Source organism: Streptosporangium sp. CA-115845 (assembly GCF_050943795.1).
Taxonomy (GTDB): Bacteria; Actinomycetota; Actinomycetes; order Streptosporangiales; family Streptosporangiaceae; genus Streptosporangium.
In genome coordinates this window covers 8,327,526-8,352,590 of the sequence record NZ_CP191988.1, presented here as the reverse complement: position 1 = coordinate 8,352,590, position 25,065 = coordinate 8,327,526, and the positions used below count along the sequence as shown (strand labels likewise).

The window sequence follows — 25,065 nt, the reverse complement described above, 5'->3', positions numbered from 1 at the left end:
GAACGGCGGCATGATCACTCGGATCGAGATCGACGGGTTCAAGTCCTTCTTGAGCTTCGATCTCGATGTGCCGCCCTTCCTCGCGCTGGTCGGGCCCAATGCGAGCGGCAAGTCGAACCTCTTCGACGCCGTGGGATTCGTGGCGGCTGAGATCGAGGGGCCCGGCGGGCTGCTGGGCGCGACCCGCGGGCTGCCGGGTGAGCAGTTCCACCGGGTCGCCCACGGTTCCGCCGTGGGCGGGTTCGTCGTCTCGGTGGAGGCGCTGGTCACCCCGGAGCCCGGCTCCGTGGTGCCGGTCAGGTTCGACGTGGGTGCGGAGATGGTGCTGAAGATCCCCAGATCCAGCGGGGCCGTCGTCAGCCATGTGGCCCAGCGGATCCCGGACGAGCTGCTGGATCTCCTGGTCGAGGACCCGGATCCGGAGGGCACGCCCCGCCGTACGGTCTCCTCGTGGCGCCGCTATTCGCCGTCCCCGGCGGCGATGCGCCGCCGCTGTCCCTCGGCCGGCCGGGGGCCGCTCGTGGCCGACGGCGCGAACCTGGCCGCGGTGCTCGGGCGGATGGCCGGTACGGAGGCGCTGGCCGACCTCGTGGTCGACCTCGCGGGGGTGCTCCCCGACGTCACCGGGCTGGTGCCGCGCACCGACCGGAGGGAATGCTCTTTCGACCTGCTCGTCGACGGCCAGGGAGCGGTGCCGGCCACGCTGCTCTCCGACGGCACCCTGCGGGTCCTCGGCCTGCTGACCGCCCTGCACGACCCCGACCACCCGGGCACGCTGCTGGTGGAGGAGATCGAGAGCGGCGTCCATCCGGGGCGCCTCGGCGAGCTGCTGCGGCGGGTGCGCCAGCGGACCTCCGGGCCGGGGGGTGCCGAGCCATCGCGGCAGGTGATCCTCACCAGCCAGTCCCCGATCGTCGTCGCGGAGGTCTACCGGACCGAGCCGGACGCGCTGACGTTCCTCGACACCGCGGTCCGCGTCGACCCCGACAACGACCGGGTGTCGCGGGTGACCGTGGCCAAGCCGATCCAGCCGGACGGTGAGCCGGGCACGTTCGTCTCACCCCGGCAGGTCCGCAAGTACCTGGGCGCGGCCGCATGAGCCGCCCGCTGGTTCCCGGACTCATCGCGGAGGGGGAGACCGACGAGGGCTTCCTCAGCATCGTGATCGCCAGGCAGCTGCGCGAGCTCACCTGGATGTCACCGTACGCGGTGGACGTCAAGGAGACCGAGGTCGTCTCCCACGATCGGGAGCACATGGTCACCGCGCTGGAGGAGCTCGCGGCCGACTGCCACCTGCTCTTCACCCACGACGACGGGCGGGAGCGCCGCCGTAGCGACGGCGTCCGCTACCACTCGCACTACCTGGTGCCGGTGATCGGGCTTGGCGACACCGAGGCCTGGCTGCTCGCCGACCGCGCGGTGTGGGCGGGGCTGGCGGGCAGTGACCTCGGCGGGCTGCCCGTGCGGCCCCGCGACGTCGAGAGGATCGCCGACCCCGCGGGGGTGCTGGCCGCGACCGTCCCCCGGCGTGGCAGGCCGGTCCGCGACTACTTCGAATACATAGGACGCAACATCGATCTCGCCGTCCTGGCCCAGGTGCCCGCCTACGCGAACTGGGTGGCCGAGACGAGGAACGCTTTGAAGGGACTTGGTTACCTATGACGCGGAAAACGGGAGTGGTGAACGACAATGAGCGCTGAGAGAGTCCGACGCAGTGAGCGTAGTGGCGCGCGAGGGACGAGCGCTCCGCGTAGCGAGGGAGGAGTGGTGAACGACAATGAGCGCTGAGAGAGTCCGACGCAGTGAGCGTAGTGGCGCGCGAGGGACGAGCGCTCCGCGTAGCGAGGGAGGAGTGGTGAACGACAATGAGCGCTGAGACGTTGATGCCGTACGACGAGGCGCTGGAGCGCTTCGAGCCGGTGCTGGGCCTGGAGACGCATGTCGAACTGGGCACGGCGTCGAAGATGTTCTGCGGCTGCCCGACCACGTTCGGCGCCCCGCCGAACACGCACGTCTGCCCGGTCTGCCTGGCGCTGCCCGGTTCGCTGCCCACGACCAACGCCGCCGCGATCGAGTCGACGATCCGTATCGGCCTCGCGCTCAACTGCTCCATCGCCGAGTGGTGTCGGTTCGCCCGGAAGAACTACTTCTATCCGGACATGCCGAAGAACTACCAGATCAGCCAGTACGACGAGCCGCTCTGCTTCGACGGCTACCTCGACGTCGAGGTCGACGGCAGGACGGTGCGGATCGAGATCGAGCGCGTCCACCTGGAGGAGGACACCGGCAAGTCCACCCATGTGGGCGGCGCGACCGGCCGCATCCACGGGGCCGACTACTCGATCGTCGACTACAACCGGGCAGGCATCCCGCTGGTGGAGATCGTCACCAAGCCGATCCCGGGGACCGACAGGCTCGCTCCCGAGGTCGCCCGCGCCTACGGCACCGAGCTGCGCGAGCTGGTGCGCGGCCTCGGCGTCTCGGACGTACGCATGGAGGAGGGCTCCATGCGCTTTGACGTCAACGTCTCGCTCATGCCGCGTGGCTCCTCGGAGTGGGGTACCCGCACCGAGACCAAGAACGTCAACTCGCTGCGCAGCGTCGAGCGCTCCGTGCGGGGTGAGATCGAGCGCCAGGCCGCGATCCTGGCCGACGGCGGCCGGATCATCCAGGAGACCCGCCACTTCCACGAGAACACCGGCACCACCACCTCGGGACGGTCCAAGGAGGAGGCACAGGACTACCGCTACTTCCCCGAGCCCGACCTGGTGCCGATCGCCCCCGCCCCCGCCTGGGTCGCCGAGCTCAAGGCGACCCTGCCGGAGCTGCCGAGCGTGCGGCGCAAGCGGCTCCAGCAGGAGTGGGGCGTGTCGGACCTGGACATGACGTCCATGCACAACGCCGACGCCATCGGCCTGGTCGAGGCGACGGTCGCCGCCGGGGCCCCGCCCGCGGACGCCCGCAAGTGGTGGATGGGCGAGCTGGCCCGCCGTGCCAACGAGGCGGGGCTCTCGCTGAGCGCGCTGCGGATCACCCCGGACCAGATCGCCAGGGTGTGCGCGATGGTCGCCGGGGGAGCGCTGAACGACAAGCTGGCCCGCCAGGTGCTGGAGGGCGTGCTGAACGGTGAGGGCTCCCCGGACGAGGTGGTGGCCGCCCGCGGCCTGCAGATCGTCAACGACGAGGGCGAGCTGATGGAGATCATCGACCAGGTCCTGGCCGGCAACGCCGACGCGGCGGACAAGGTCCGCAACGGCAAGGTCGCCGCCGTCGGCGCCCTGGTCGGCGGCGTCATGAAGGCCAGCCGGGGCAAGGCCGACGCGGGCCGGGCCAGGGAGCTCATCCTGGAGCGCCTCGGCGTCTCCGGGTAATCGGCGTCTCCGGGCAACCCGCGCGTAGGGTTTCCCGGGAGCTCAAGCGAAGGGTCTGCGAGTGGCCCGCGTGTAAGGTTTCCGGGGAACTCACGCTGAAGGTTTTACGGGGAGCCCGTGCGAAGGGTCTCCGGGAGTCCGCGTGAAAACCCCGCGATGGTCACGAGCGGCGGGGCACCTGGGGACGAGGTTCGCCAAAGGTCGAGTTCCACCTGTTGCATGCGATCCCACAGCTCGGCGGCGCTGTCCGCGTAGACGGCGCGGAAACACGCCGCGTCCCGGCAGTCCCAGGCTTCGAACCGCCGGTATCTCAGGCTCCACCAGACCAGCCACCCGTACGCGTACGCCTGCACCTGCTCGGCGGCCGGCACCGCGTCGGCGTCAGCACGGGTCGACATGCTCTGCCAGGATCACGTCGGCCGGCAGCGGCAACTCGCAGGAAGGGAGACCGCCGCGCCTGCTCACGGAAGCGTCGCTGCGCTTCGGGGCCGCGTTCATGTCGCGACCCCTCGCCGGTACGGCTCACGCCGCCGGGGCGGGGAGGTGGTGTCCGGCGAGCGGCCCCCGCCATAGGCGTCGGTGACCGCCACCGGCCGCGCGTGACGTCCGGGACGAACCTGGGACGGAGTGGCTGGCGGGTGAACCTTCGGCGGGCGCGTGTGGTGATAACACCCCGCTGACCAGCTGATCAGCGTCAGCGTCGAAGGAAATCGATCATCTCGGTTCTGGTCTCCTCGTGCGGTTCGACCGATGCCGCCTGCCGCATCCAGTGCCTTGCCTCGTCCGGTACGGCTGAGGCCGGCCAGGTGGTCAACGCGGCCAGGGCGGCGCGCCGGATCCGAGTGACCCGGTTGCGCAGTGCCACGTCGATCAGCGCCAGCCCGATGCCGGGGAATGCCTCCAGCCCGCCCACGATGGACTCCAGCGCTCGATCCGGCCCGTACTCCTCGCCGATGTCGTGGCTGTCCTCTGGCCCGTTGGCCAGATCGGCCAGGGGAAGAAGTCGTTCGGCCAGGTGGCTGAGCTGCTCGGCTTCCTCGGCGGTGGCGAGCCGGATGGCGTGGTGCCAGGCGAACTCATCCAGCGGATCAATCTTCAGGCGGGCGATGATCTGCTCGACCACCTGTAGACGAAGTTCGTCGGCAGCCCACATCGCATGGCTGAAATCGACATGGTGTGGATCGGCCAGGCACCCCAGCACGAGGTCGTTCCACCGAGGTTGGGTGGTGAGTTCCTCGTAGCGGCGGCGGAGCTGCGCGATCATGTCGGGTGGCCAGGGCGAATCGTCGTCGGACCCGCGCAGGAAGGCCAGGATTCTCAGCACGGCGTGCAACCTGTCGAGCGTGGCCTGCCGGTCGGCGAGGAGGTCGGCGAAGCGATGCATGGCCGGTACGGCGTCGGCGTAGTCGCCCATGTCTTCGGCCGGACCACCCAGCGCCAGGGCGGCCAGGATGTCCGCGGCGCCGTCGAGCAGGGTGTCGTCGATGTCCGGCTCCAGCAGGGCCGAGTACAGGTCGCCGGTCGTGGCCGCGAGGTGGGCCAGGTATTCGTTCATGATCCCGTTGCGGAAACCATCCCTCAGCAACCAGGCCTTGATCTGTGGATCGTCGCATCCCTTGAGCCGTTCCACCGCGTGGATACGGCCCCAGTCCCGCACTCGGCGGGCCAGTTCGTAGGCGGCACGTTGGCGGTCGGGCTGAGTGCGCTGCAGGGCCACCACCGCGTACAGGGTGAGCTCCTCCAGCGTGCCGAGCAGGAGCAGCAGCTCCCTGTCCCGCTCGTCTCCACAGACGCCGAGCAGCACAATGCCGATCTTGACAGCGCCGCGCCGGGTACCGTGCTCGGCCAGATGCCGTCCGACTTCGCCGATTCGATTACGGGGGAGCCGCCGTCGCCGGATCTGGTCGACGAGGTCGTCGGCGATGCCGAGTGCTGATACGGTGCCGAGCCGATCATGTAGCCGCAGAAGATCTTCACGGGCGGGGTCGCCGGTGACGAGCCTGCTGATCAGGTCGGCGATTTCGATGACGGCGTTGTTGTCGGGCTCGATACCAAAGTGGTGGCTCTGGATGCCGTCCATGACGACGCTGGTGATGAACGGCTCATGGTCACGGCGGGGCGGGTCATCTGGGAGCCGGTAGGCGTCCTCGGGCCACGGGCCGACCCCGTAGCGCAGGGACATCGCGAGTGCGTGAGCGAGGAAGGTGGGGCGATCGTCGAGGGGATCGTCACCCAGCTTCCACGTGCCGGGGTTCACCGGCTGGGGCGGTGGCCGCCCTTCCCGTAGGTCATGCCCGTCATGATGGGCCATCGGGCGTCCGGATGGCAACCACGGGCCGCTCCCCTTGACTGCGCCACCTCGAGATTTTGATCAATTTACGCCGGCCTCATATCGTGTGGAGTGAGTGAGGTCAGGCGGGGGTGGCCTGGGCGGCGATGAGTTGTGCGTATTTGCCGCCGGTGGCCATCAGCTCGTCGTGGGTGCCGCGTTCCACGATGCGGCCGGAGTCGACCACCAGGATCAGGTCGGCGTCCCGGATGGTGCTCAACCGGTGGGCGATGACGATCCGGGTCTGGGTGAGCCAGAACAGGTTGGACTCGATGGTCGCCTCGGTGGTGCTGTCCAGGTTGCTGGTGGCCTCGTCGAGCAGCAGGATCTTCGGCCGGGGCAGGATGGCGCGGGCCAGGGAGAGCCGCTGGAGCTGGCCGCCGGAGAGACCGCCGCCGTCGGTCAGCACCGTCTCGTACCCCATCGGCATCGCCATGATCTCCTCGTGCAGTGCCGCCACCTCGGCCGCGGCGACCACCTGTTCCAGGGACGCGTCGGGAAGGTTCAGCGCGATGTTCTCCCGGATCGAGCCGTTGAACAGGGAGGTGCTCTGGCCGACCACGCCGAACTGGCGGCGCAGGGTGCGCAGGTTGAGCTCGGAGGCCGGGACGCCGTCGTAGCGGATCTCGCCCTCCACCGGGGTGTGCAGCGTCAGGAGCAGCCTGGCCAGCGTGCTCTTGCCCGAGCCCGAGGCGCCCACCAGCGCGACCTTCTGCCCCGGCCGGATGGAGACAGAGACGTTCCGCACCACCCACGGGCTGCGGGGGTCGTGCCGGAAGCCCACACCGCGCAGCTCCACCGCGCCGCGCAGCCGCAGCACCTCGATGCCCTCGCTGGGCTCGGGCTCGGAGGCCAGGATGTCGGACAGGCGGTCGAAGTGCGCACCCACCTGCTGCAGGTTCTGCAGGCCGGTCATCAGCGAGCCGAGTGGGGTCAGGGCGCCGAGTGCGATGGCGTTGAGCGCGATCAGCGCGCCCACGGTCAGCTGCCCGTCGAGGACCCGCCACGCGCCGAGCCAGAGCAGCCCGAGCGGGGCGATCACCCGGCTCGCGGACAGCGCGGCCTCCACCAGGCCCTGGGTGAGGCCGCTGCGCACGTCGGCGTTGAGCTGCTGGGCGAATTGGGCCGACCACTGCTCCACCGCCCGGTTCTCGGCCCCGGACGCCTTCAGCGTCTCGATGCCGGTGATGGCCTGGATGAGGCTGCTCTGCGACGCGGAGAAGGCGGTCAGTTCCTGCTGGGTGAGCAGGTTGATCCGGCGGGTGGTGGCCAGCACCAGCAACCCCTGGAAGGCGACCACACCGGTCAGCGCCAGCCCGAAGACGGGATCCCAGACGTACACGAGCACGAGGTAGCCGACGGCGAGCGGGCCGTCCAGCAGCGCCGCCACGATCTGGCCGGTGAGGATGTTGCGCAGCGTGGAGACGCTGGCGGCCCGGGTCAGCAGGTCGCCCTTGCCGCGCTGCGCGAAGTAGCGGTACGGCAGCGTCACCAGGTGGCCGATCACCCCCTCGGTGAGCTCCTGGTCGGCGCGGGCCCGTACCGCCACCAGCAGCGCCGTCCGCAGGTAGCCGATCACGAACTGAGCCAGCCCGGCCAGCAGCACGGCCCCGCCCAGCAGGGGCAGCAGGTCCGTGCCCTGGGACGGGATGATCCTGTCGATCAGCAGCTGGGAGAAGAAGGGCAGGGCCAGCCCCAGCAGCTGCAGCAGCAGCGAGGCCGCGACGACCTGGGCGAGCAGGCCACGCCGGCGCCGGAACAGGGTCCGGACGAACTCGCGCCGCCAGGCGCTCGCCATCGAGGACGTGCCGCGGTGGAACCCCTCGCTGGGTTCGAAGATCAGCAGCACGCCGGTGAACCCGGCGCTGAACTCCTCTGCGGTCAGCCTGCGGCGGCCCTGCCCGGGATCGACGAGGTCCACCCGGTCGGGCGACCAGCGCTCGACCACCACGAAGTGGTTGAACTCCCAGTGCGCGACCGCGGGGAGCGGAACGCGCGCCAGGTCCTCGGGCTCTAGCGAGAAGGCGCGCGCCTTCAGGCCGTGCTCGCGGGCGCCGTCCACGATGGCCTTGGCGCTCAGGCCGTCCCTGCCGACCTGGAGCCGTTCGGACACCTGGTGCAGGGTGGTGCGCTGGCCGTGGTGGCAGAGCACCATGGCCAGGCACGCGGCGCCGCACTCGGTGACGGCGCTCTGCAGCAGGACCGGTACGCGACTCCTCATTCGCCGGCTCCCAGCGCGAGCGCGATCAGGGTGGCGCCGGCCGCCAGGACGGCGGCCACCAGGATCCACAGCAGCAGGAACGACGGGCCGCTGATCACCAGCGGCATCCGGGCGACGGAGCGGGCCTCGGCATGCCGGCGCAGCGCCTCCGCCCGGTAGATGGGCCGTCCCGGCGGGCCGCCGCCAGGAGGGGACCCCGCCGGCCGCCCTCCCGGAGGCGCCGGCGGGGAATCCGGCCGGTGGCCGGACGGGGGCGTCGGCGGGGCCGCCGCCGGGGGGTGCTGCGGAGGGGCCGGAGGTGAGTACGGTGCCCGGGGGCGGTACCCCTCGGTGTCCTCCCAGTGGCCGGCCCTGTGCCGGCCGGGCGCGGGGACGGCCTGGGTGCGGTCCGGGTCGATCACGACCAGTGCCATTCGACCGTGGCCGCGGCGCGGCGCTCCGCCAGCCAGCCGGCGAACGCGGCGCGCCCGGCGGCGGCCAGCGTCTCCCGGTCGTCGGTGGCCGGGCTCCTGCGCAGGACGGCGCCGGTCAGGAAGCCGCCGTCCGGCAGCTCCACCGGGCCGACGATCCCGCCGGGCGGCGTACCGCGCAGGGGCGCGGGCAGATCCGCCTCCCAGCGGGTCGCGAAGGTCACCGTGGCCTCTCCGGTGTCTCCCAGCGAGGCCAGACCGGTCAGGAGGTCGGACACGGTGCCGGCGGTCACCTGCTCCTCGCCGGTGACCCACACGGCCCTGACCCGGGCGAAGTCGCCGGGGTTCGCGGCCAGGTGCCCCGGGGCCAGTTCCGCCGCCCTGTCCCGGCGGAACCGGCGGCGCCGGGCGATCTCGGTGATGTACGCCTCGAACTGTTCGCCCGACATGCCCGCCTCGGTCATCCAGGCGAGCGTCGACGCGCGGTCGTGCAGTCCCCGGCCCCGCCGGAACTCGTCGGCCGTCGCCTGGAGGTCGGCGGCGGTGAGCGAATCGGTGGATGACCCGGTGTCGCCGGTGGCCTCGGCGAGCAGGCACTGGTCGACGATCTCCCGGTACGGTGACGAGTCCCCTCGGGAGAGCGTGCGCAGCATGGTCAGCGCCTGGGGGACCGTCACGTCCACGTCGTTGACGCTGACCAGGTACCCGGCCGCCCAGTGCGTCGAGTGGTCGATCAGCCAGGGCACCCCGTCCTCCGGCGGGGCGGTCAGCGCGACCGTGCCGCCATCGGGATGGTCGAGGAGCAGGTCGTAGTCGACCACCGGGGTCCCGGGGCGCCGGTCGACGACGAGCTGTGCCCGGATCGCCGGGTGCCGCGCCGCCCACTCGCCGGCCGTGCGCCGGGCGTCGGCGACGCCTACGCCGCGGCGGGGGAGCGCGCGCAGCAGGGAGACCCCTGACTCCAGGGCCTTGGCGAAATCGGTCACGGTGTTCCTCCGTCCATGAGCCAGCCCGCGATCGCGTCGCTGACGGGCAGCCCGGTCCACAGCTCGACGAACCCCCACGCACCGTTGGAGTTCAGCTCCAGGAAGACGTACTCGCCGCCGGGGGTGACGATGAAGTCCAGCGCCGCGTAGGTAAGCCCGACGTCGGCGACCAGCCGGGCGCAGCGCAGCGACACCTCGGCGGGCAACTCGTGTACGCCGTACCTGACCCGGTCGTTGTCGTAGTGCCGCCAGTCGTCCCTGGCCGCCCGGGAGCCCGACACGTCGATCTCCGCCGCGAACACCCGCGCCCCCACGACGATCACCCGCAGCTCGACCGCCTTGGGGACGTAGGGCTGCAGGATGACCGGCTCGTGCTGGATCCGGTGCCGGGAGGTCAGGTGGCGGCGGGTGACCACGGTCGTGTACGCGCGGTGCTCGGCGCCGTCGACCTGGAACGGTTCGGCGGTGATCTGCTTGGCGACCAGCCGTCCCTCCGCCGACTCGTACGCGCCCGCCAGCTCCGCGGGATCGTTGGTGTAGACCGTGTCGGGTACGGAGAAGCCCAGCTCGATCGCCCGCGCCATGTGGAAGATCTTGTTGTGCGCGCGGCGCTCGTCCGCTCGGCGGCCGGGGAGCCAGCGCGCGGTCAGCAGGCTCCACACTCCGTCCAGCATGAACTCCGCCTGCTCGTCGACGTGCGCGCGGTGGCTCGGCTCGGTCACGGTGCCGGCGGCCGAGGGCCTGCCCGGCCGGCTGCGCCACACCGCGGTGACCCGGGACAGGTCGACCGTCTCCGTGCCGGTGTCCAGCATCAGCCGCCGCTCCCCGCCGGTGAACGACGCGGTGATCCGGCTGCGTCCCGGGAAGTCGCCGGTGTCCCACCAGAGCACCGGCGTCCCGGTGCTCCTCGTGGCACCGTCCGTGACGCCGTCCGTGACACCGTCCGGCCTGACGCCGCCCGTGGCGGTGTCCGCGTCGCCGTCCGCTCCCACCAGCCGGGCGCCGCGGCGCCGGAGCGCGGCCAGCACCAGCTCGGCGGCTCCGCCCCCGCGCTCGCTGATGATCAGAATCACTACCGGGTCCCGTCTCGAAGGCGCGGCGGAACGGATCTCCCGCTCCGCCGCGCCGTGTTCATCCGACGTGCCGTTCCCTGGGGACCGGCCCGCTTCGCGGCGGGTGGGTCATCCGTGCCGCGGCGTTCGGGCTAGTACTGCCACCACTCGCAGGGCAGGTCCTTCTTCCAGGCGCTGACCGACCACTTGCCGCCGGACACCTCGCCGAGCTCGGCCTCGGCCAGTTCGGCGCCCTCGAAGGGCAGGTCGTCGATCGTGATCTTCGACATGGTCACTCCTCTCGGCCGCGTCGTCGCGACCCCCGCTGGTCTTTCGCTCCCGGGATTGGGAGCCGGTCACCGGGGCCTCGTTCTTGGCCCCGGCCGTGCGGAGAAATCTAGGAATGAACACTTGCGGGTCACTTGTGCCCTGGTTGTGTCCGGGATCGAAGGTTCCTGGCCGCCTCCGGACGACCCGCGGGACCGGGCGGCCTCCCCACGCGGCCCGGCCCGTCGAAGCGGTCCCCGTCCCCCTGAATCCAGGAAACGCGAAGAAAAGCGCCCGGTGATCGGCGGGGCTTTTTCATGTGGTAATTCATATTTCTGAAATTCAACAGGTATTGACGAAATTCTTGATGGCTTGCAAAGTGATCACTGCAGTCCCACCATTCACTCTGGTATGACCTGACCTCACATTCGGAGAGCGCGAAAAATGAGAAGGTTCCTGGCATTCACCGCCGCGACGTTGACGGCCGCGGCGGGAATGGCCGTCGCGGCGGTTCCCGCCCAGGCAGCCCCTGTGAACAGGCTTTCCGTCCTGTCGGCGCTCCCGGCGGTGGACGCCGTGGTCGTCGCCGACGGGGTGCGCCTGCGGACCAGCGCCGGAGGGTCGACGATTATCGGCTATCTCTATTACGGCGATTACGGGCAGGTGCTGAATCCGAACTCGACGAGCGGCTGGTGCAACTTCCGGCTGGGCGGAAGATCGGCCTCGGGACTGGCGGCGGGCACCACGGGATGGGTCTCGTGCAGCTACCTGGCCAGGGAGGACGGTCTGGGCGTCGACGGCTCGGACGTCGACACCCTGCGGGGATAGACCCGGCCGCCCGGCTCCCCACGGCCGGGCGGCCGTCATCCCGTCAGGCACCGCGGCGGGCGGCCACCTTCCTGATGAGGGGCGTGAACAGCGCCAGGAGCGAGATGACCAGCAGCGTCGCCGCGATCGGGCTTTTGACCAGGACCGTCACGTCACCCGCGCCGATGGCCAGGGCCCGGCGGAGCTGGATCTCGGCCATCGGGCCGAGGATCAGGCCGATCACCGCGGGGGCGACCGGCAGGCCGAACCGGCGCATCGCGAAACCGAGCAGGCCCAGGAGATAGAGGATGACCAGCTCCACCCAGGAGGAGTTCAGCGCGTAGACGCCGAGCGCCGCGAACAGCGTGATCCCCGAGTAGAGGTAGGGGCGGGGGATGTGCAGTACCCGGGCCCAGAGCGGGGCCAGCGGCAGGTTGAGCACCAGCAGCATGGTGTTGCCCACGAACAGCGAGGCGATCATGCCCCAGACCAGTGCCGGGTTGTGGTCGAACAGTTGCGGCCCCGGCTGCAGCCCGTACTGCTGGAAGGCCGCCAGCAGGATCGCGGCCGTCGCGGAGGTGGGCAGGCCCAGGGTGAGCAGCGGGACCAGCGTGCCCGCCGCCGAGGCGTTGTTGGCGGCCTCGGGACCCGCGACGCCCTCGATGGCGCCCTTGCCGTACTCCTCGCGGGCGATCCCGCGCGCCAGGCGCTTCTCGATCGAGTACGACAGGAACGTCGGGATCTCCGCTCCGCCACCGGGCAGCGCGCCGAAGGGGAAGCCGAGCGCGGTGCCGCGTAGCCAGGGCCGCCAGGAACGCGACCAGTCGGAGCGGCCGAGGAACGCCCGGCCGACCGGGATCACCTCCGGCGGGCCGTGCCGCAGCCGGGAGGCGACGTAGAGCACCTCGCCCACGGCGAACAGACCGACCGCGACGATCACTACGTCGACGCCGTCGAGCAGTTGCGGCACGCCCAGCGTCAGCCGGGCCTGGCCGGTCTGCTGGTCGATGCCGATGAGCCCGATGACCAGGCCGAGCCCCAGGGACGCCAGCCCCCGTACCACGGAGCGGGACAGCACGGACGAGACGGCCGTGAAGGCCAGAACGGCCAGTGCGAAGTAGTCCTCGGGGCCGAAGGAGATGGCGAAGTCCACCACCAGGGGCGCCGCGACGACCAGCAGCGCGGTGGCGATGGTGCCCGCGACGAACGAGCCGATCGCGGCGGTCGCCAGAGCCTGGGCGGCCCGGCCCCGCTTGGCCATCTTGTTGCCCTCCAGCGCGGTGATCATCGAGGAGCTCTCGCCGGGCGTGTTGAGCAGGATCGAGGTGGTCGACCCGCCGTACATGCCGCCGTAGTAGATGCCCGCGAACATGATGAACGCGCTGGCCGGAGGGACGGTGAAGGTGATCGGCAGCAGCAGCGCCACGGTCATGGCCGGGCCGATGCCGGGCAGCACGCCCACCAGCGTGCCCAGCGTGACGCCCACCAGCGCGTACAGCAGGTTGACCGGGGTGAGGGCGGTCGCGAAGCCCTCCAGCAGCAACTGGAACGAGTCCACTCAGATCACCCCGGACAGCAGCCCGGCCGGCAGCGTCACGCCGAGCCCTTTGACGAAGGCCAGGTAGGTGGCGGTGGACAGCAGGATCGCGATGACGCCCGCGCGCAGCCGGTGGGGGGCGCCGAGCGTCACGGACAGGCCGAAGAAGAGCAGCGCGCCCGCGATGATCCAGCCGAGCAGGTCGAGCAGTCCGGCGAAGGCCAGGAAGATCACGCTGACCAGCGCGACGGTGCGCCAGTCCGCCCGCGCGCCGGAGTCGGCGTCCTCGGCGTCCTCGGGATCGCCGTGGCCTCCCCTGAGCACGTCGATCACGTAGCACAGCCCGATCAGCAGCATCGCCGCCCCGACCAGGGCGGGGAAGAACCGGGGGCCGAGACCGAAGGAGGAACCCGGGGCGGCCACGTCCGCGGTGCCGACGATCACGAACGCCCCCAGCGCGAGGACCAGCACCGCCAGCCCCAGCTCGGGCCGCCGCCACGACCAGCCGGCACCGGTCTCGGAAGCCGGACGGGGATACACGCCGGTCTCATGGTCGGTACCGCCGTCGCCGGCGCGGGCGACGGCGACGGGTTCGCGTCCGGTGCCGGACGGGTCTTTCGCGGACGACATCAGGAGACGAGGCCCATCTCCGCGATGACCGCCTTGACCTTGGTCTGCTCCGCGGTGAGGAAGTCGGCGAACGGCTGCCCGGTCTGGAAGACGTCGGTCCAGCCGTTCTTGGTCACCGCGTCCTTCCACGCCGGCGAGTCGTGCATCTTGGTGACCAGCTCGGTGAGCTCCTTCTTGGCCTCGTCGTCCAGCCCGCCGGGCGCGACGAAGCCTCGCCAGTTGGCCAGCTCCACGTCCAGGCCGCCCTCCTTGAGGGTCGGGGCGTCCACGTTGTCGAGCCGGGCGGGCGAGCTGACACCGAGGGCGCGTAGCTTGCCGGACTTCACGTGCTCGGCGAACTCGCCGATACCGGAGATCCCGGCCGCGACCTTCTCGCCGAGCAGCGCGTTGAGCGCCTCGCCGCCGCCGGAGTGGGCGATGTAGTTGACCTGCTTGGGGTCGATGCCCGCGGCCTTGGCCATCAGGCCCGCCACGATGTGGTCGGTACCCCCGGCGGAGCCACCCGCGATGGCGATCTTCGCGGGGTCCGCCTTCCACGCCGCCGTCAGGTCGGCCAGCGTCTGGTAGGGCGACCCCGCGGGAACCACGACGATCTCGTACTCCTCGGTCAGCTTCGCGATGGGCGTGGTGTCGGCCAGGGTGACCTTCGACTTGTTCTGCTCCACCGCGCCGACCATCACCAGGCCCATGGTCATCAGCAGGTTGCCGTTGCCCTTCTCACCCGCGAGCTGGGCGAGGCCGATGGTGCCTCCCGCGCCTGGCACGTTGTAGATCTCGACCGTGCGGGACGGGTCGGCGGACTTCAACGCCTCTCCCGCGACGCGGGAGGTCTGGTCCCAGCCGCCTCCCGGTGAGGCCGGAGCCATGATTCTCAGCGCGCTGGTCCCTGAGCCTTCACCGGAACCGCAGGCGGTGAGGGTGGCGAGGGACAACACCGCGAGGGTGGCGAGTCTCCGAAGACGCATGGTCGAACTCCCAACAACATGGACAGAGCGTGGTGAGGATGGTGACCTCAGCCGGTCGCCGTGTCGATCCTTTGCGTGTTTGCCGTCGTATCGGTCATATTGGTCACGCGTCCCCGCGACCTCGTCGTTATCTCGGGCTGCTTTCATCGACCTTCCCTGACCAGGGAGTCAACTCGTGCGACGCTTAGTCAACGCCTCGCTCGGCACCCAGCTTTTCGTGTTGCAGACAGTGATCGTGTTTCTCGCGGTCGGCGGTACGGCGGGCGTCTGGATGGAGCACACCCGTGAGCTGCTGGACCGGCAGTACCAGCAGCGCGCCCTGGCGATCGCCGAATCCGTGGCGGGGCTTCCCCAGGTGCGGGAGGCGTTCACCAGGGCGCGGCCCGAACTGAGCCTGCAGCCGATCGCGGCCGGGGTGCAGGCGGCCACCGGCGCCGACTACGTGGTGATCGCCAACCGGAACCAGATCCGCTACGCCCACCCCAACACGGCCCTGATCGGCAAGCGGCTGTCCACCGACGGCTCGCAGGTCATGACGGACGGGCACCCCTGGACCGGCATCCAGACGGGAACGCTCGGCCGCTCGGTGCGCGGCAAGGCGCCGATCTTCGACTCCTCGGGGAAGGTCATCGGCCTGGCCTCGGTCGGGATCCTGGAGGAGACCGTCGACGACCAGCTCGGCGCGGCGCTCCCGCCGCTGTTCTGGACCGTGCTCGCGGTCCTGGCCGCCGGGTCGGCCGCCGCCGCGCTGATCGTCCGGAGGGTTCGCCGTCAGACGTTCGGCCTGGAACCGGCGGAGATCGCGGCGCTGCTCGAACAGCGTGAGGGCGTGCTGCACGGCGTCAAGGAGGGGGTCCTCGCCCTTGATCTGGCGGGCCGGGTGACGCTGGTCAACGACGCGGCACGCGACCTGCTCGGACTCTCCCAGCACGACGTCGGCCGGAGCCTGGGGGAGATGCCGCTCTCCGGCCGGATGCGGGACGTGCTGGACGGTGTGGACCCCGGTGACGACCGGGTGGTGCTCCACCGTGACCGGGTGCTGGTGCTCAACCGGACCCCGGTGGCGGTACGGGAGCGGCAGAGCGGCTGGGTGGTCACCCTGCGGGATCGGACCGAGCTGGTGCGACTGGCACGCGAGCTCGACCGGGCCAGCACCACGACCGGCGCGCTGCGCGCGCAGGCCCACGAGTTCGCCAACCGGATGCACACCGTGGTCGGCCTGCTGGAGCTCGGCGAGTACGAGACGGCCGTCAGTTACATCACCCAGACCACCGAGGCGTACAGCAGGCACGCCTCGGGCGTCCGGGAGAAGATCGCCGACCCGACGCTGGCCGCGCTGCTGCTGGCGAAGTCGGCAGAGGCGGCCGAGCGGGGCGCCACCCTGGTGCTGTCCGACGACTCCCGGGTGGAGGAGGGCATGCTCGGTGACCCGCACGACGCGGTCCTGGTCGTCGGCAACCTGGTCGCCAACGCCCTCGACGCGTTGCAGGAGAGTGGGGGAACGGTGGAGGTCTCGGTCCGTACCGAGGCGGACGGGCTGCACATCCGGGTCGGCGACTCCGGTCCGGGGATCACCCCGGGCCTGGTCCACGAGGTGTTCCTGGAGGGCTTCACCACCAAGGTGGCCCACGCCGGGCCACGGGGCCTGGGGCTGGCACTGACCCGCCAGACGTGCTCGCGCCGGGGCGGCTGGGTACGGGTGCACAACGCGGGCGGCGCCGTCTTCACCGCGCTCCTCCCCACGGGTGGGCCCGCACCGTCTCCCGAGGGGGAGCCCGCCGGCCCCGGGGAGCTCACGGAACGGCAGGTGCGGAGATGACCGGGGACGGACACGCGGGGGAGATCCGGGTACTGGTGGTGGACGACGACTTCATGGTGGCCAGGATCCACGGCGGCTACGTCGCCAGGGTGCCCGGCTTCACGGTCGCCGACGTCGTGCATACCGGGAGCGCCGCCATCGAGTCGGTCACGACGCACCGGCCCGACCTGGTACTGCTCGACATCTATCTGCCGGACATGTCGGGACTGGACGTACTCATGGCGCTCAGGGGAGCCTCGCACCCGGTGGACATCCTGATGATCACCGCCGCGCGTGACGTGACCACGGTCCGGGCGGCCATGCGCGGCGGCGCGGTCAACTACCTGATCAAACCTTTCACCGCCCGCGCCCTCACCGCCCGCCTCGAACAGTACGCCGAGATGCGCCGGAGGCTCGCCACCCTCGGGGACGAGGCGCGCCAGGACGAGGTCGACCAGCTCTTCGGCACGGTCAAGGGGGTCCCACTGCCGCTGCCCAAGGGGTTGTCGGTCACCACGTGCACCCTGGTGGCCACCGCGCTCAGGAAGAGCGACACCGACATGTCGGCGGCCGAGGCGGCGGTGATCACCGGTCTCTCCAGAGTCAGCGCCCGCCGGTACCTGGAGCACCTGTGCGCGGCGGGCCAGGCGGAGCTCCGTCCGAAGTACGGCACCGCCGGTCGGCCCGAGCACCGCTACCGCTGGACTGGTTGATTTGTTATTTATTTTTGGGTGTTGGTTGACCGGTGTGGTTTAGGGTTGCGGGAGGTGGAAGCTGCGAAGCAGGAGGAGACGGAGGCCGTGCGGAACGCCGGAGCGTCTGTGGACCCGCCGACGGATCCCTTTGAGGCGATACCGCTTCCCTCACGTCCTGTCCCGCCCGGCGCCCGCGATCCACGCCTTCCTCCCGGAGCACCGGGTGGCCGATCCAAGGACGGCTCGCGCCTCCCCCCGGGAGTCTCGCCCGACATCTTCGGTCCCACCGGCCTTGGCGGTCCCGCCGCACCGGCCCGCGGGGCGGCGGCGCTTCCGCCCGCGGCACAGCCTCCGCAGCCCTGGCAGATGGCGGCCCCGCCCGAGCCCTCGTTCCGGCGAGACGAGCCCTCGCTCGTCCCCGGCGGCGACGGGGGGTTCCCGCAGTCCAGCGGCCTCCGCTACGAGGAGCCCTCCCCGAACCGGCGCAAGGGCCGCAGGATCGTCCTGATCATCCTCGCCGTGCTGTTCGTCGCCGCTCTCGCCTACGCGGTGCCCGCGGTCGTCATGTCCGGCAAGATGCTGCCGGGCACCGTGGTGCGGGGTGTCGAGATCGGCGGCCTGACCGCGACCGAGGCGGCCGACAAGCTCAGAGAGCGTCTGGGGGGTAAGGCGTCGGAGGAGATGGTCCTCCTGGCCGCGGGCAAGCGCCACGAATTCGACCCGGGCAAGGCGGGTCTGGAGTTCAACGTGGTCGCCACCATCGACCAGGCGCCCAGCGACTTCCCCACTCCCCCCGAGGTGTGGCGGGCCTTCACCGGCACCACCGAGCTGGAGCCCAAGGTCTCCACCGACGCCGAGGCCATGAAGACCGCGGTCGCGAGCCTGGCCAAGAAGATCGATCTCAAGGTCCGCGAGGGCTCGGTCACGTTCGAGGGCGTCAAACCCGTCGTCGTGACGCCCCGCGACGGCAGGGAACTGGAGAGGGAGGCCGCGGTCGCCGCGATCACGGACGCCTTCCTCGGTCCGGCGAAGGAGGTCAGGCTCCCGGTCTCGGTGATCAAGCCCAAGGTCGGCGCGGAGACGGTCAAGAAGGCCGCGAAGGACGCGGTCAAGGCTCTGTCCGGGCCGGTCACCCTGACCTTCTCCGGCAAGCAGGTCCAGTTGCCGGTGGAGACCCTCGCCGCGCACCTGTCCTTCGAGCCGGACGGCTCCGGCGGCATGCGCCCGGTGTTCGACGCCAGGAGCGCGGTGGCCTCCGTGGAGGACAAGCTCGTCGACCCGGCCCTGGCCCCGCGCGATCCCACGTTCCAGATCGTCGCGGGCAAGCCGAAACTGGTGCCCGGCCGCAAGGGGAAGGGCGTCGACGACGAGCGGCTCGCGGCCGACGTGGCCGAGATGGTCTCCCGCAACGGAGAGCGGACGATCCCGGTGGCCATGGCCACGGTCCGGCCGCGGATGTCCGACGCCGAGGCGCGCAAGCTCGGCATCAAGGAGCGGATCAGCCAGTTCACCACGCCCTACGAGTGCTGCCCGCCACGGGTGACCAACATCAGGGCGCTCGCCAAGCTGCTGGACGGTTACCTGGTCAAGCCGGGCGAGACCTTCTCGCTCAACGGCGTCATCGGCCAGCGCGACACCGCCCGCGGCTTCGTCCCCGCTCCCATGATCCAGGGCGGCAGGCTGGTCGACTCGGTCGGCGGTGGAATCTCCCAGTTCGTAACCACGATGTACAACGCGGTGTTCTTCGGCGGCCTTGAGGACGTCCAGCACATGGCACACGAGTTCTACATCTCCCGCTACCCCGCCGGACGGGAGTCCACGGTCTCCTGGCCCGAGCCCGACTTCCGCTGGAAGAACGACTCGCCGTACGGGGTGCTGGTGAAGACCTCCTTCGACAACAACGGGGTCACCGTCGCCTTCTGGAGCACCAAGCGGTACGAGATCGAGTCGATCTCGTCCGAGCGCTACAACATCACCCCGTTCAAGAGCGCGACCGACAGCGGCCCCAAGTGCATCCCGATGGTCGGCCAGCAGGGGTTCACGATCGATGTCTGGCGCGTCTTCAAGCAGAACGGCAAGGAGATCAGGCGCGTCAAGGAGACCACGGTCTACCGCCCCGAACTCGACCTGAAGTGCGTGAGTGAGGGAAGCGCAGACGAGTAGTGGCTCACGGGCGTCGCGGTTGGATAATGCGGGGATGAAGATCTGGGTCCCCTCGAAAGCCGCCGCCGACGTTCTGTGTGATCTGCCCGAAGTGGAGTGCGTCGTCTATGACGGCACGGAGCCGGTGCCGGAGGGGGCGGAGCAGGTCGAGGTCTGGATCCCGCCGCTGACGCCGGTGGCGGGTCTCCCCGATCTGCTCGCCCGGATGACCGGCCTGCGGTTGCTGCAGACCGTCACGGCGGGTGTCGACGCCTACCGGCCGCACCTGGCGGAGGGGGTGACGCTGTGCAACGCCCGGGGCGTGCACGACGCGGGTACCGCCGAGTGGGTGCTGGGAGCCATGATCGCCGTGCTCCGGGAGTTCCCCGGGTTCGTCCACGCACAGCGGAGGGGCGAGTGGACCTACCACCACACCGGGGTGCTGGCCGACTCCACGGTCCTGATCGTCGGCTACGGCTCGATCGGTGAGGCGCTGGAGCGACGGCTCGACGGTTTCGAGGTGGACGTCGTCCGGGTGGCCAGGACCGCCAGGCCCGGCGTGCACGGCATGGACGAGCTGCCCGCCCTGCTGCCCGCGGCGGATGTGGTGGTGCTGCTCGTACCGTCCACCCCTGAGACCGCGGGCATGGTGGACGCCGGGTTCCTGGCGGCGATGAAGGACGGCGGCGTCCTGGTGAACGCGGCCAGGGGCCCGGTGGTCGACACCGCCGCTCTCGTCGCCGAGCTGGGCGGCGGCCGGATCCTGGCCGCGCTCGACGTCACCGATCCCGAACCGCTGCCCGCGGGACACCCGCTGTGGAGCGCGCCGGGAGTCTTCATCACCCCGCACGTCGCGGGCAGCAGCCCGGCGTCCGTACGGCGCACGCTGAAGCTGCTCCGCTCCCAGCTGCTGCGCTACCTCGCGGGGGAGCCGCTCAAAAATGTGATCACGGGTTCCTACTGACCGGCAAAGGAATCCGGACCGTGGCTACCTCGTGACCTGCGGTGCGTAGCGTCGACGAAAGCGATGTCCATCGCCCGCGCGGTTATCAGATCGGTGACGACTACGGCGTTGTCACCCCTCGCGCGGGCCGGACGGCCCACACTGGCCGTGTGTCGGTACGAGCGCCGAGGACGAAGGACGACGCGCTCGCGCCGGTGACACGAGCGCAGCGAGCAGGAGATGCTGCGGGAGCAGAACACACTGAAACGACACCGATAGGCAGACGACATTGATCCGCTGGCGTGACCCCCGGGTACCGCTGACCGCCGCCGCCGTCGGCGTGGTGGGGCTCGTTGCCGCTCTTGTCAGCGGCGCTCCCGCCGTGGTCGTCGAGGCGGTGGCAGGTGTCGTCACCGCGGCGGCCGCCGCGGGTTCACTGTTCGCCGCGGCCTCCAGGGTGGTCGGCCGGCGCAGGGCGCTGGCCTGGCGCTGGCTGGCGGGCGGCTCGGTCACCTGGCTGGCCGGGGTGGGGGTGCGGCCGATCGCGGACGGCGCGCCGTTCGTGGTGACCTTCGCCGACCTGGTGCTCCTGGCCGGTACGGCCATGATCGCCGTCGGTACCACGCTGTCGGCGGCCAGGCCCGCCCGAGGGCATGCCCTGCTGCGCGATCTCGCCGACTCCTACGTGTGCGCCGCCTCCATTCTGGTGATCATCTGGGTGACGCTGGTGGGGCCGGTCTACCGCGACGTCGGCGACGCGGGCAACGCCGCGGTCACCTTCGCCTCACCCCTGTTCTGCCTGATCCTCGCCTGCGTCGTGGGCCCCGCCGTGGTGCCGATCAGGCGGTCGGCCTGGCCGGTCGGCCTGGCGGCGCTGGCCGTGCTGGCCGCCGTCGCGACCTCCGAGACGATCACCGCGCTGGCCCGGGTGAGCGGCGACACGCCGTCGCTCACCTGGGTGTGGCTGGCCCCCGCCGCGTTCCTGGTGCTCGCCGTGGTCCCGTGGAGCGGGCGCGCGACGCGATCGCCGGATCTCGAGGACGACGAGCCGTTCCTCCGCGAGAGCACGTCCTCGCTGATCGCGGCGGTGCCGCTGTTCCTCGTCGCGGCGGCCGCCGTCGTCGTGCTGCTGAAGGTGATCGGGGGCGGGGTACAGGGGCCGCCGGTGGTTCTGGCCTCGGTGTGCGCGTCGATCGTCGCGGTCCTGCTGGTACACATGTTCGTGATGCTGCTGGAGACCGGGCGGCTGCGGAGCCTGCTCCATCTCGGTGAGCGGCAGCTGCACGACCTGGCCGAGAGCGCCGGTGACGTGGTCCTGCTCTGCGACTACGACGGCGTGGTGCGACAGATCGGCGAGGGTGTCGAGATCACGTACGGGTACCGCCCCGAGGAGCTGGTCGGCGGGAAGATCTTCGACTACATCCACCCCGAGGACGTGCCGGGAATCCAGGGGGCGCTGAGCGCGATGAGCCTGGAGGAGGAGGCCGAGGAGGGGCCTGGCGCGTGCATGGTCGTCTGCCGGGTCCGAGCCTCCGACGGTACCTGGCGCCCCGCCGAGTCGGTCGCCACCCGGCACGTGCGCGGCGAGGGCCTGCTGCTCGTCACCACCCGTGACATCAGCGATCAGGAGGCCCTGCGCAGCCAGGTCGCCCACCTGACCTTCCATGACGGCGTCACGGGCCTGCCCAACCGGGCCTACTTCGAGGAGCGCACCCGCGAGGTGCTCGGCCGTCCCGGCGCGAGCAGCGTCGCCGTGGTCTTCCTGGACCTGGACGGCTTCACCGCGGTGAACGACTCGGTCGGCCACGCCAGCGGCGACTACCTGCTCGGCCAGGCGGCCCGCAGGCTGCGCGCCGCCGTACGGACCGACGACACCCTGGCGCGCTGGGGCGGAGACGAGTTCGCGGTGCTGCTTGAGGCGGTCGACGCCCAGACGGCGGTGGACCTGGCCGAGCGACTGGTCCGTACGGTCTCGTCCGAGCCGTTCCGGGTGGCCGACCGCGACATCGCGCTGACCGCGAGCGTCGGGGTGGCCTTCGCGGCCGACGACGTCTCCTCCGCCGACCTGATCCGCAACGCCGACGTGGCGATGGCCAGGGCCAAGGAACTGGGCGGGCGCAGGGTCGAGGTGTTCGCCGCGCACATGCACGCCGACGTGGTACGGCGCCTGGAACTCGCCGCCGACCTGCAGCGGGCGCTGCTGGAAGACCAGTTCGTGATCGAGTATCAGCCGGTGGTCGACCTGGCCACCTCGCGCGTCACCGCCGTCGAGGCACTGGTGCGCTGGTGCCAGGGGGGCGAGTTCGTACCGCCCGAGCAGTTTCTCGGCCCGGCGGAGGACACCGGCCTGATCGTGCCGCTGAGCGAGTGGATCCTGCGCGAGGCATGCCGGGAGGTGGCCACCTGGCGCGCCTCCGCGTGGGAGATCGGGCTCTCGCTCAACCTGTCCGCCCGGCAGATCATGGCGCCGCGTTTCGTGGAGACCGTCGAGTCCGCCCTGGTCGAGAGCGGGCTGCCGCCCAGCGCGCTGACCCTGGAGGTCATCGAGGAGATGCTGGTCGAGGACGCCGAGCAGACCATCACCCGGCTCTCCGAGTTGCGCACCCTCGGGGTCCGGCTGGCCATCGACGACTTCGGCACCGGTTACGCCTCGCTGGCGCTGCTGCGGCAGCTCCCGGTCGACATGATCAAGATCGACCCCTCCTTCGTGTCCGGACTCGGTTGCGACGAGACGCTGACCCTGCTGACCCGTACGATCGTGCGGCTCGGTCACGACCTGGGGCTGATCGTGGTCGCCGAGGGCATCGAGCGGCCCGAGCAACTGGAGTTGCTGCGTGAGATGGGCTGTACCCGAGGCCAGGGATTCCTGGTGGCGCGCCCGATGGCCGCGCGCGGCGTCGACTCGCTGATGCGCACCAGCCTCTCCAGCCTGGGGACTCACGCCTGACCTCACATCTCGGACTCTGAGATATCTGTCCCATGAATTTGACGTGGGGCCACTCCGTCGGCCAAGGTGGAGGCATGCAGATTGACCGTGGGATCCTCGTAGTACTTCACCGGCGCGCAGGTCGCTGAGCGAAGTACTCCGACCTGCGCGCCGCCCCAGCTCCGCCGATCAAGCGGAATGGGGCATTTTTTATGCCATTAAGCATGTTCAGCCACAAGGAACGAGCCGATGACCGAACAGATGACAGGAGCCCAGGCCCTCGTTAGGGCGCTGGAGCACGTCGGAGTCGACACTGTGTTCGGGATCCCGGGCGGCGCGATTCTCCCCGCCTATGATCCGCTCTACGACTCGACCAAGGTCCGGCACGTGCTTGTACGGCACGAGCAGGGTGCGGGGCATGCAGCCCAGGGGTATGCGCAGGCCACCGGCAAGGTCGGAGTCTGCATGGCCACCAGCGGTCCCGGTGCGACCAACCTGGTCACCCCGATCGCCGACGCCTACATGGACTCGGTCCCGATGGTCGCGATCACCGGTCAGGTGGCCAGCCACGCCATCGGCACCGACGCCTTCCAGGAAGCCGACATCTCCGGCATCACCATGCCGATCACGAAGCACAACTTCCTGGTCACCAACCCGAACGACATCCCCAGGACGATCGTGGAGGCGTTCCACATCGCCTCGACCGGGCGTCCGGGGCCGGTGCTGGTCGACATCGCCAAGGACGCGCTCCAGGCGAAGATGACCTTCGAGTGGCCGGTCGTCATGCAGCTGCCCGGCTACCGGCCGGTGACCCGGCCGCACTCCAAGCAGATCCGCGAGGCGGCCAAGCTCATCGTCGAGGCCAGAAGGCCGGTGCTCTACGTGGGCGGTGGCGTGCACAGGGCGGGGGCGTCGGCGCAGCTGCTGGAGTTCGCCGAGCTGACCGGCATCCCGGTGGTCACCACCCTGATGGCGCGGGGCACCTTCCCCGACAGCCATCCGCAGCACATGGGCATGCCCGGCATGCACGGCTCGGTGTCGGCGGTCGGCGCGCTGCAGAAGTCCGACCTGATCATCGGACTCGGTGTCCGCTTCGACGACCGTGTCACCGGCGACCTGTCGACCTTCGCGCCGTACGCGAAGATCGTCCATGCGGACATCGACCCGGCGGAGATCTCCAAGAACCGGCACGCGGACGTCCCGATCGTGGGTGACTGCAAGGAGGTCATCTCCGACCTGATCGCCGCGGTGCGCGGTGAGGGGCGCAAGGGCGACTACGCCGAGTGGTGGACGGCGCTCAACACCTACAAGGCGACCTACCCGCTGGGTTACACCGAGTTCGAGGACGGCTCCCTCGCCCCGCAGTACGTGATGGAGCGGCTGGGAGCGATCGTCGGCCCGGACGCGATCTACACCGCGGGGGTCGGCCAGCACCAGATGTGGGCCGCGCAGTTCATCGGTTACGAGAACCCCGGCACGTTCATCAACTCCGGCGGCGCGGGCACGATGGGCTTCTCGCTGCCGGCGGCGATGGGTGCCAAGATGGGCCGGCCCGACACCACGGTCTGGGCCATCGACGGTGACGGCTGCTTCCAGATGACCAATCAGGAGCTCGCCACCTGCACGATCGAGGGCGTGCCGATCAAGGTCGCGATCATCAACAACGGTAACCTGGGCATGGTCCGGCAGTGGCAGACGTTGTTCTACAACGAGCGTTACTCCAACACCGACCTGCAGACGGTCCGCCGCATCCCCGACTTCGTCAAGCTCGCCGAGGCCTACGGTTGCGTGGGCCTGCGGTGCGAGCGCCCCGAGGACGTGGACGCGACGATCAAGAAGGCCATGGAGATCAACGACGTGCCGGTGGTCGTCGACTTCGTGGTGCACCAGGACGCCATGGTGTGGCCGATGGTCGCGGCCGGGACCAGCAACGATGACATCAAGTTCGCGCGCGACATGGCGCCGGTCTGGGACAGCGAGGACTAG

Annotated in this window: 20 protein-coding genes; 10 read left to right on the top strand and 10 right to left on the bottom strand. The window is 70.5% G+C overall.

Annotated elements, in window-relative coordinates; genetic code table 11:
- Nucleotides 1–10: 10 nt before the first annotated feature.
- The 3 genes from ACQP0P_RS39880 to gatB all read left to right on the top strand — a co-directional run bounded on the left by ACQP0P_RS39880 (nucleotide 11) and on the right by gatB (nucleotide 3,371).
- Entirely contained in the window at nucleotides 11–1,099 is a 1,089-nt protein-coding gene (locus ACQP0P_RS39880; protein ID WP_433365972.1) for an AAA family ATPase, read from the top strand.
- Nucleotides 1,096–1,662: a hypothetical protein gene (locus tag ACQP0P_RS39875; protein ID WP_433365970.1), complete on the top strand. Its 567-nt coding sequence runs from the start codon at nucleotides 1,096–1,098 to the stop codon at nucleotides 1,660–1,662. Before ACQP0P_RS39880 ends, ACQP0P_RS39875 begins: the two co-directional genes overlap by 4 nt.
- A 203-nt stretch (nucleotides 1,663–1,865) precedes the next feature.
- Nucleotides 1,866–3,371, top strand: coding sequence for an Asp-tRNA(Asn)/Glu-tRNA(Gln) amidotransferase subunit GatB (gatB, locus tag ACQP0P_RS39870; protein ID WP_433365967.1), 1,506 nt, complete (start codon nucleotides 1,866–1,868; stop codon nucleotides 3,369–3,371).
- 104 nt (nucleotides 3,372–3,475) lie between these two features.
- Here the strand turns inward: gatB and ACQP0P_RS39865 are convergent, their stop codons facing one another.
- From ACQP0P_RS39865 to ACQP0P_RS39835, 7 genes are all read right to left on the bottom strand, one after another.
- On the bottom strand, nucleotides 3,476–3,769 hold the full coding sequence (locus tag ACQP0P_RS39865) for a hypothetical protein (protein ID WP_433365965.1): 294 nt from the start codon (nucleotides 3,767–3,769) through the stop codon (nucleotides 3,476–3,478).
- Nucleotides 3,770–4,065: 296 nt separating this feature from the next.
- Entirely contained in the window at nucleotides 4,066–5,628 is a 1,563-nt protein-coding gene (locus tag ACQP0P_RS39860; protein WP_433365962.1) for a hypothetical protein, read from the bottom strand.
- 154 nt (nucleotides 5,629–5,782) lie between these two features.
- Nucleotides 5,783–7,921 carry a peptidase domain-containing ABC transporter gene (locus tag ACQP0P_RS39855; protein WP_433365959.1) on the bottom strand — a complete coding sequence of 713 codons (2,139 nt, stop codon included), beginning with the start codon at nucleotides 7,919–7,921 and terminating at the stop codon, nucleotides 5,783–5,785.
- Nucleotides 7,918–8,334: a hypothetical protein gene (locus ACQP0P_RS39850; RefSeq protein WP_433365956.1), complete on the bottom strand. Its 417-nt coding sequence runs from the start codon at nucleotides 8,332–8,334 to the stop codon at nucleotides 7,918–7,920. The genes ACQP0P_RS39855 and ACQP0P_RS39850 overlap by 4 nt, the downstream gene beginning before the upstream one ends.
- Entirely contained in the window at nucleotides 8,319–9,317 is a 999-nt protein-coding gene (locus ACQP0P_RS39845; RefSeq protein ID WP_433365954.1) for a TIGR04500 family putative peptide maturation system protein, read from the bottom strand. Before ACQP0P_RS39845 ends, ACQP0P_RS39850 begins: the two co-directional genes overlap by 16 nt.
- On the bottom strand, nucleotides 9,314–10,390 hold the full coding sequence (locus ACQP0P_RS39840; protein WP_433365951.1) for a hypothetical protein: 1,077 nt from the start codon (nucleotides 10,388–10,390) through the stop codon (nucleotides 9,314–9,316). The genes ACQP0P_RS39845 and ACQP0P_RS39840 overlap by 4 nt, the downstream gene beginning before the upstream one ends.
- Before the next feature lie 131 nt (nucleotides 10,391–10,521).
- On the bottom strand, nucleotides 10,522–10,659 hold the full coding sequence (locus ACQP0P_RS39835; RefSeq protein WP_350947614.1) for a putative ATP-grasp target RiPP: 138 nt from the start codon (nucleotides 10,657–10,659) through the stop codon (nucleotides 10,522–10,524).
- Between the two features lie 421 nt (nucleotides 10,660–11,080).
- Between ACQP0P_RS39835 and ACQP0P_RS39830 the strand changes: the two genes are divergently transcribed.
- Nucleotides 11,081–11,464, top strand: a complete 384-nt coding sequence (locus ACQP0P_RS39830; RefSeq protein WP_433365948.1) for a hypothetical protein — start codon at nucleotides 11,081–11,083, stop codon at nucleotides 11,462–11,464.
- 43 nt (nucleotides 11,465–11,507) lie between these two features.
- Here the strand turns inward: ACQP0P_RS39830 and ACQP0P_RS39825 are convergent, their stop codons facing one another.
- The 3 genes from ACQP0P_RS39825 to ACQP0P_RS39815 are packed head-to-tail and all read right to left on the bottom strand — an operon-like array spanning nucleotide 11,508 to nucleotide 14,575.
- Nucleotides 11,508–13,001: a tripartite tricarboxylate transporter permease gene (locus tag ACQP0P_RS39825; RefSeq protein ID WP_433365945.1), complete on the bottom strand. Its 1,494-nt coding sequence runs from the start codon at nucleotides 12,999–13,001 to the stop codon at nucleotides 11,508–11,510.
- On the bottom strand, nucleotides 13,002–13,610 hold the full coding sequence (locus tag ACQP0P_RS39820; protein WP_433365942.1) for a tripartite tricarboxylate transporter TctB family protein: 609 nt from the start codon (nucleotides 13,608–13,610) through the stop codon (nucleotides 13,002–13,004).
- Nucleotides 13,610–14,575, bottom strand: a complete 966-nt coding sequence (locus ACQP0P_RS39815) for a Bug family tripartite tricarboxylate transporter substrate binding protein (RefSeq protein WP_433365939.1) — start codon at nucleotides 14,573–14,575, stop codon at nucleotides 13,610–13,612. Before ACQP0P_RS39815 ends, ACQP0P_RS39820 begins: the two co-directional genes overlap by 1 nt.
- A 175-nt stretch (nucleotides 14,576–14,750) precedes the next feature.
- Here ACQP0P_RS39815 and ACQP0P_RS39810 point away from each other — a divergent pair, with 175 nt between their 5' ends.
- The 6 genes from ACQP0P_RS39810 to ACQP0P_RS39785 all read left to right on the top strand — a co-directional run bounded on the left by ACQP0P_RS39810 (nucleotide 14,751) and on the right by ACQP0P_RS39785 (nucleotide 25,065).
- The gene (locus ACQP0P_RS39810) at nucleotides 14,751–16,394 is read left to right on the top strand and encodes an ATP-binding protein (RefSeq protein WP_433365936.1); all 1,644 of its coding nucleotides are present in this window, start codon (nucleotides 14,751–14,753) and stop codon (nucleotides 16,392–16,394) included.
- Nucleotides 16,391–17,086, top strand: coding sequence for a response regulator (locus tag ACQP0P_RS39805; protein WP_433365933.1), 696 nt, complete (start codon nucleotides 16,391–16,393; stop codon nucleotides 17,084–17,086). The genes ACQP0P_RS39810 and ACQP0P_RS39805 overlap by 4 nt, the downstream gene beginning before the upstream one ends.
- A gap of 348 nt (nucleotides 17,087–17,434) precedes the next feature.
- Nucleotides 17,435–19,231, top strand: a complete 1,797-nt coding sequence (locus ACQP0P_RS39800) for a VanW family protein (protein WP_433365930.1) — start codon at nucleotides 17,435–17,437, stop codon at nucleotides 19,229–19,231.
- Between the two features lie 34 nt (nucleotides 19,232–19,265).
- The gene (locus tag ACQP0P_RS39795; protein WP_433365927.1) at nucleotides 19,266–20,174 is read left to right on the top strand and encodes a 2-hydroxyacid dehydrogenase; all 909 of its coding nucleotides are present in this window, start codon (nucleotides 19,266–19,268) and stop codon (nucleotides 20,172–20,174) included.
- A gap of 268 nt (nucleotides 20,175–20,442) precedes the next feature.
- Nucleotides 20,443–23,100 (top strand): putative bifunctional diguanylate cyclase/phosphodiesterase, encoded by a 2,658-nt coding sequence (locus ACQP0P_RS39790; protein ID WP_433365924.1) that lies wholly within the window; start codon nucleotides 20,443–20,445, stop codon nucleotides 23,098–23,100.
- 228 nt (nucleotides 23,101–23,328) lie between these two features.
- Nucleotides 23,329–25,065, top strand: coding sequence for an acetolactate synthase large subunit (locus ACQP0P_RS39785; protein ID WP_433365921.1), 1,737 nt, complete (start codon nucleotides 23,329–23,331; stop codon nucleotides 25,063–25,065).

What these genes read in the sequence shown, in the direction of transcription:
- ACQP0P_RS39880 (WP_433365972.1), top strand. Translation starts at nt 11, where the DNA reads ATGATCACTCGGATCGAGATCGACGGGTTCAAGTCCTTCTTGAGCTTC.
- gatB (WP_433365967.1), top strand. Translation starts at nt 1,866, where the DNA reads ATGAGCGCTGAGACGTTGATGCCGTACGACGAGGCGCTGGAGCGCTTC.
- ACQP0P_RS39865 (WP_433365965.1), bottom strand. Translation starts at nt 3,769, where the DNA reads ATGTCGACCCGTGCTGACGCCGACGCGGTGCCGGCCGCCGAGCAGGTG.
- ACQP0P_RS39805 (WP_433365933.1), top strand. Translation starts at nt 16,391, where the DNA reads ATGACCGGGGACGGACACGCGGGGGAGATCCGGGTACTGGTGGTGGAC.
- ACQP0P_RS39815 (WP_433365939.1), bottom strand. Translation starts at nt 14,575, where the DNA reads ATGCGTCTTCGGAGACTCGCCACCCTCGCGGTGTTGTCCCTCGCCACC.
- ACQP0P_RS39800 (WP_433365930.1), top strand. Translation starts at nt 17,435, where the DNA reads ATGGCGGCCCCGCCCGAGCCCTCGTTCCGGCGAGACGAGCCCTCGCTC.
- ACQP0P_RS39855 (WP_433365959.1), bottom strand. Translation starts at nt 7,921, where the DNA reads ATGAGGAGTCGCGTACCGGTCCTGCTGCAGAGCGCCGTCACCGAGTGC.
- ACQP0P_RS39820 (WP_433365942.1), bottom strand. Translation starts at nt 13,610, where the DNA reads ATGTCGTCCGCGAAAGACCCGTCCGGCACCGGACGCGAACCCGTCGCC.
- ACQP0P_RS39830 (WP_433365948.1), top strand. Translation starts at nt 11,081, where the DNA reads ATGAGAAGGTTCCTGGCATTCACCGCCGCGACGTTGACGGCCGCGGCG.
- ACQP0P_RS39850 (WP_433365956.1), bottom strand. Translation starts at nt 8,334, where the DNA reads ATGGCACTGGTCGTGATCGACCCGGACCGCACCCAGGCCGTCCCCGCG.
- ACQP0P_RS39835 (WP_350947614.1), bottom strand. Translation starts at nt 10,659, where the DNA reads ATGTCGAAGATCACGATCGACGACCTGCCCTTCGAGGGCGCCGAACTG.
- ACQP0P_RS39795 (WP_433365927.1), top strand. Translation starts at nt 19,266, where the DNA reads ATGAAGATCTGGGTCCCCTCGAAAGCCGCCGCCGACGTTCTGTGTGAT.
- ACQP0P_RS39785 (WP_433365921.1), top strand. Translation starts at nt 23,329, where the DNA reads ATGACCGAACAGATGACAGGAGCCCAGGCCCTCGTTAGGGCGCTGGAG.
- ACQP0P_RS39875 (WP_433365970.1), top strand. Translation starts at nt 1,096, where the DNA reads ATGAGCCGCCCGCTGGTTCCCGGACTCATCGCGGAGGGGGAGACCGAC.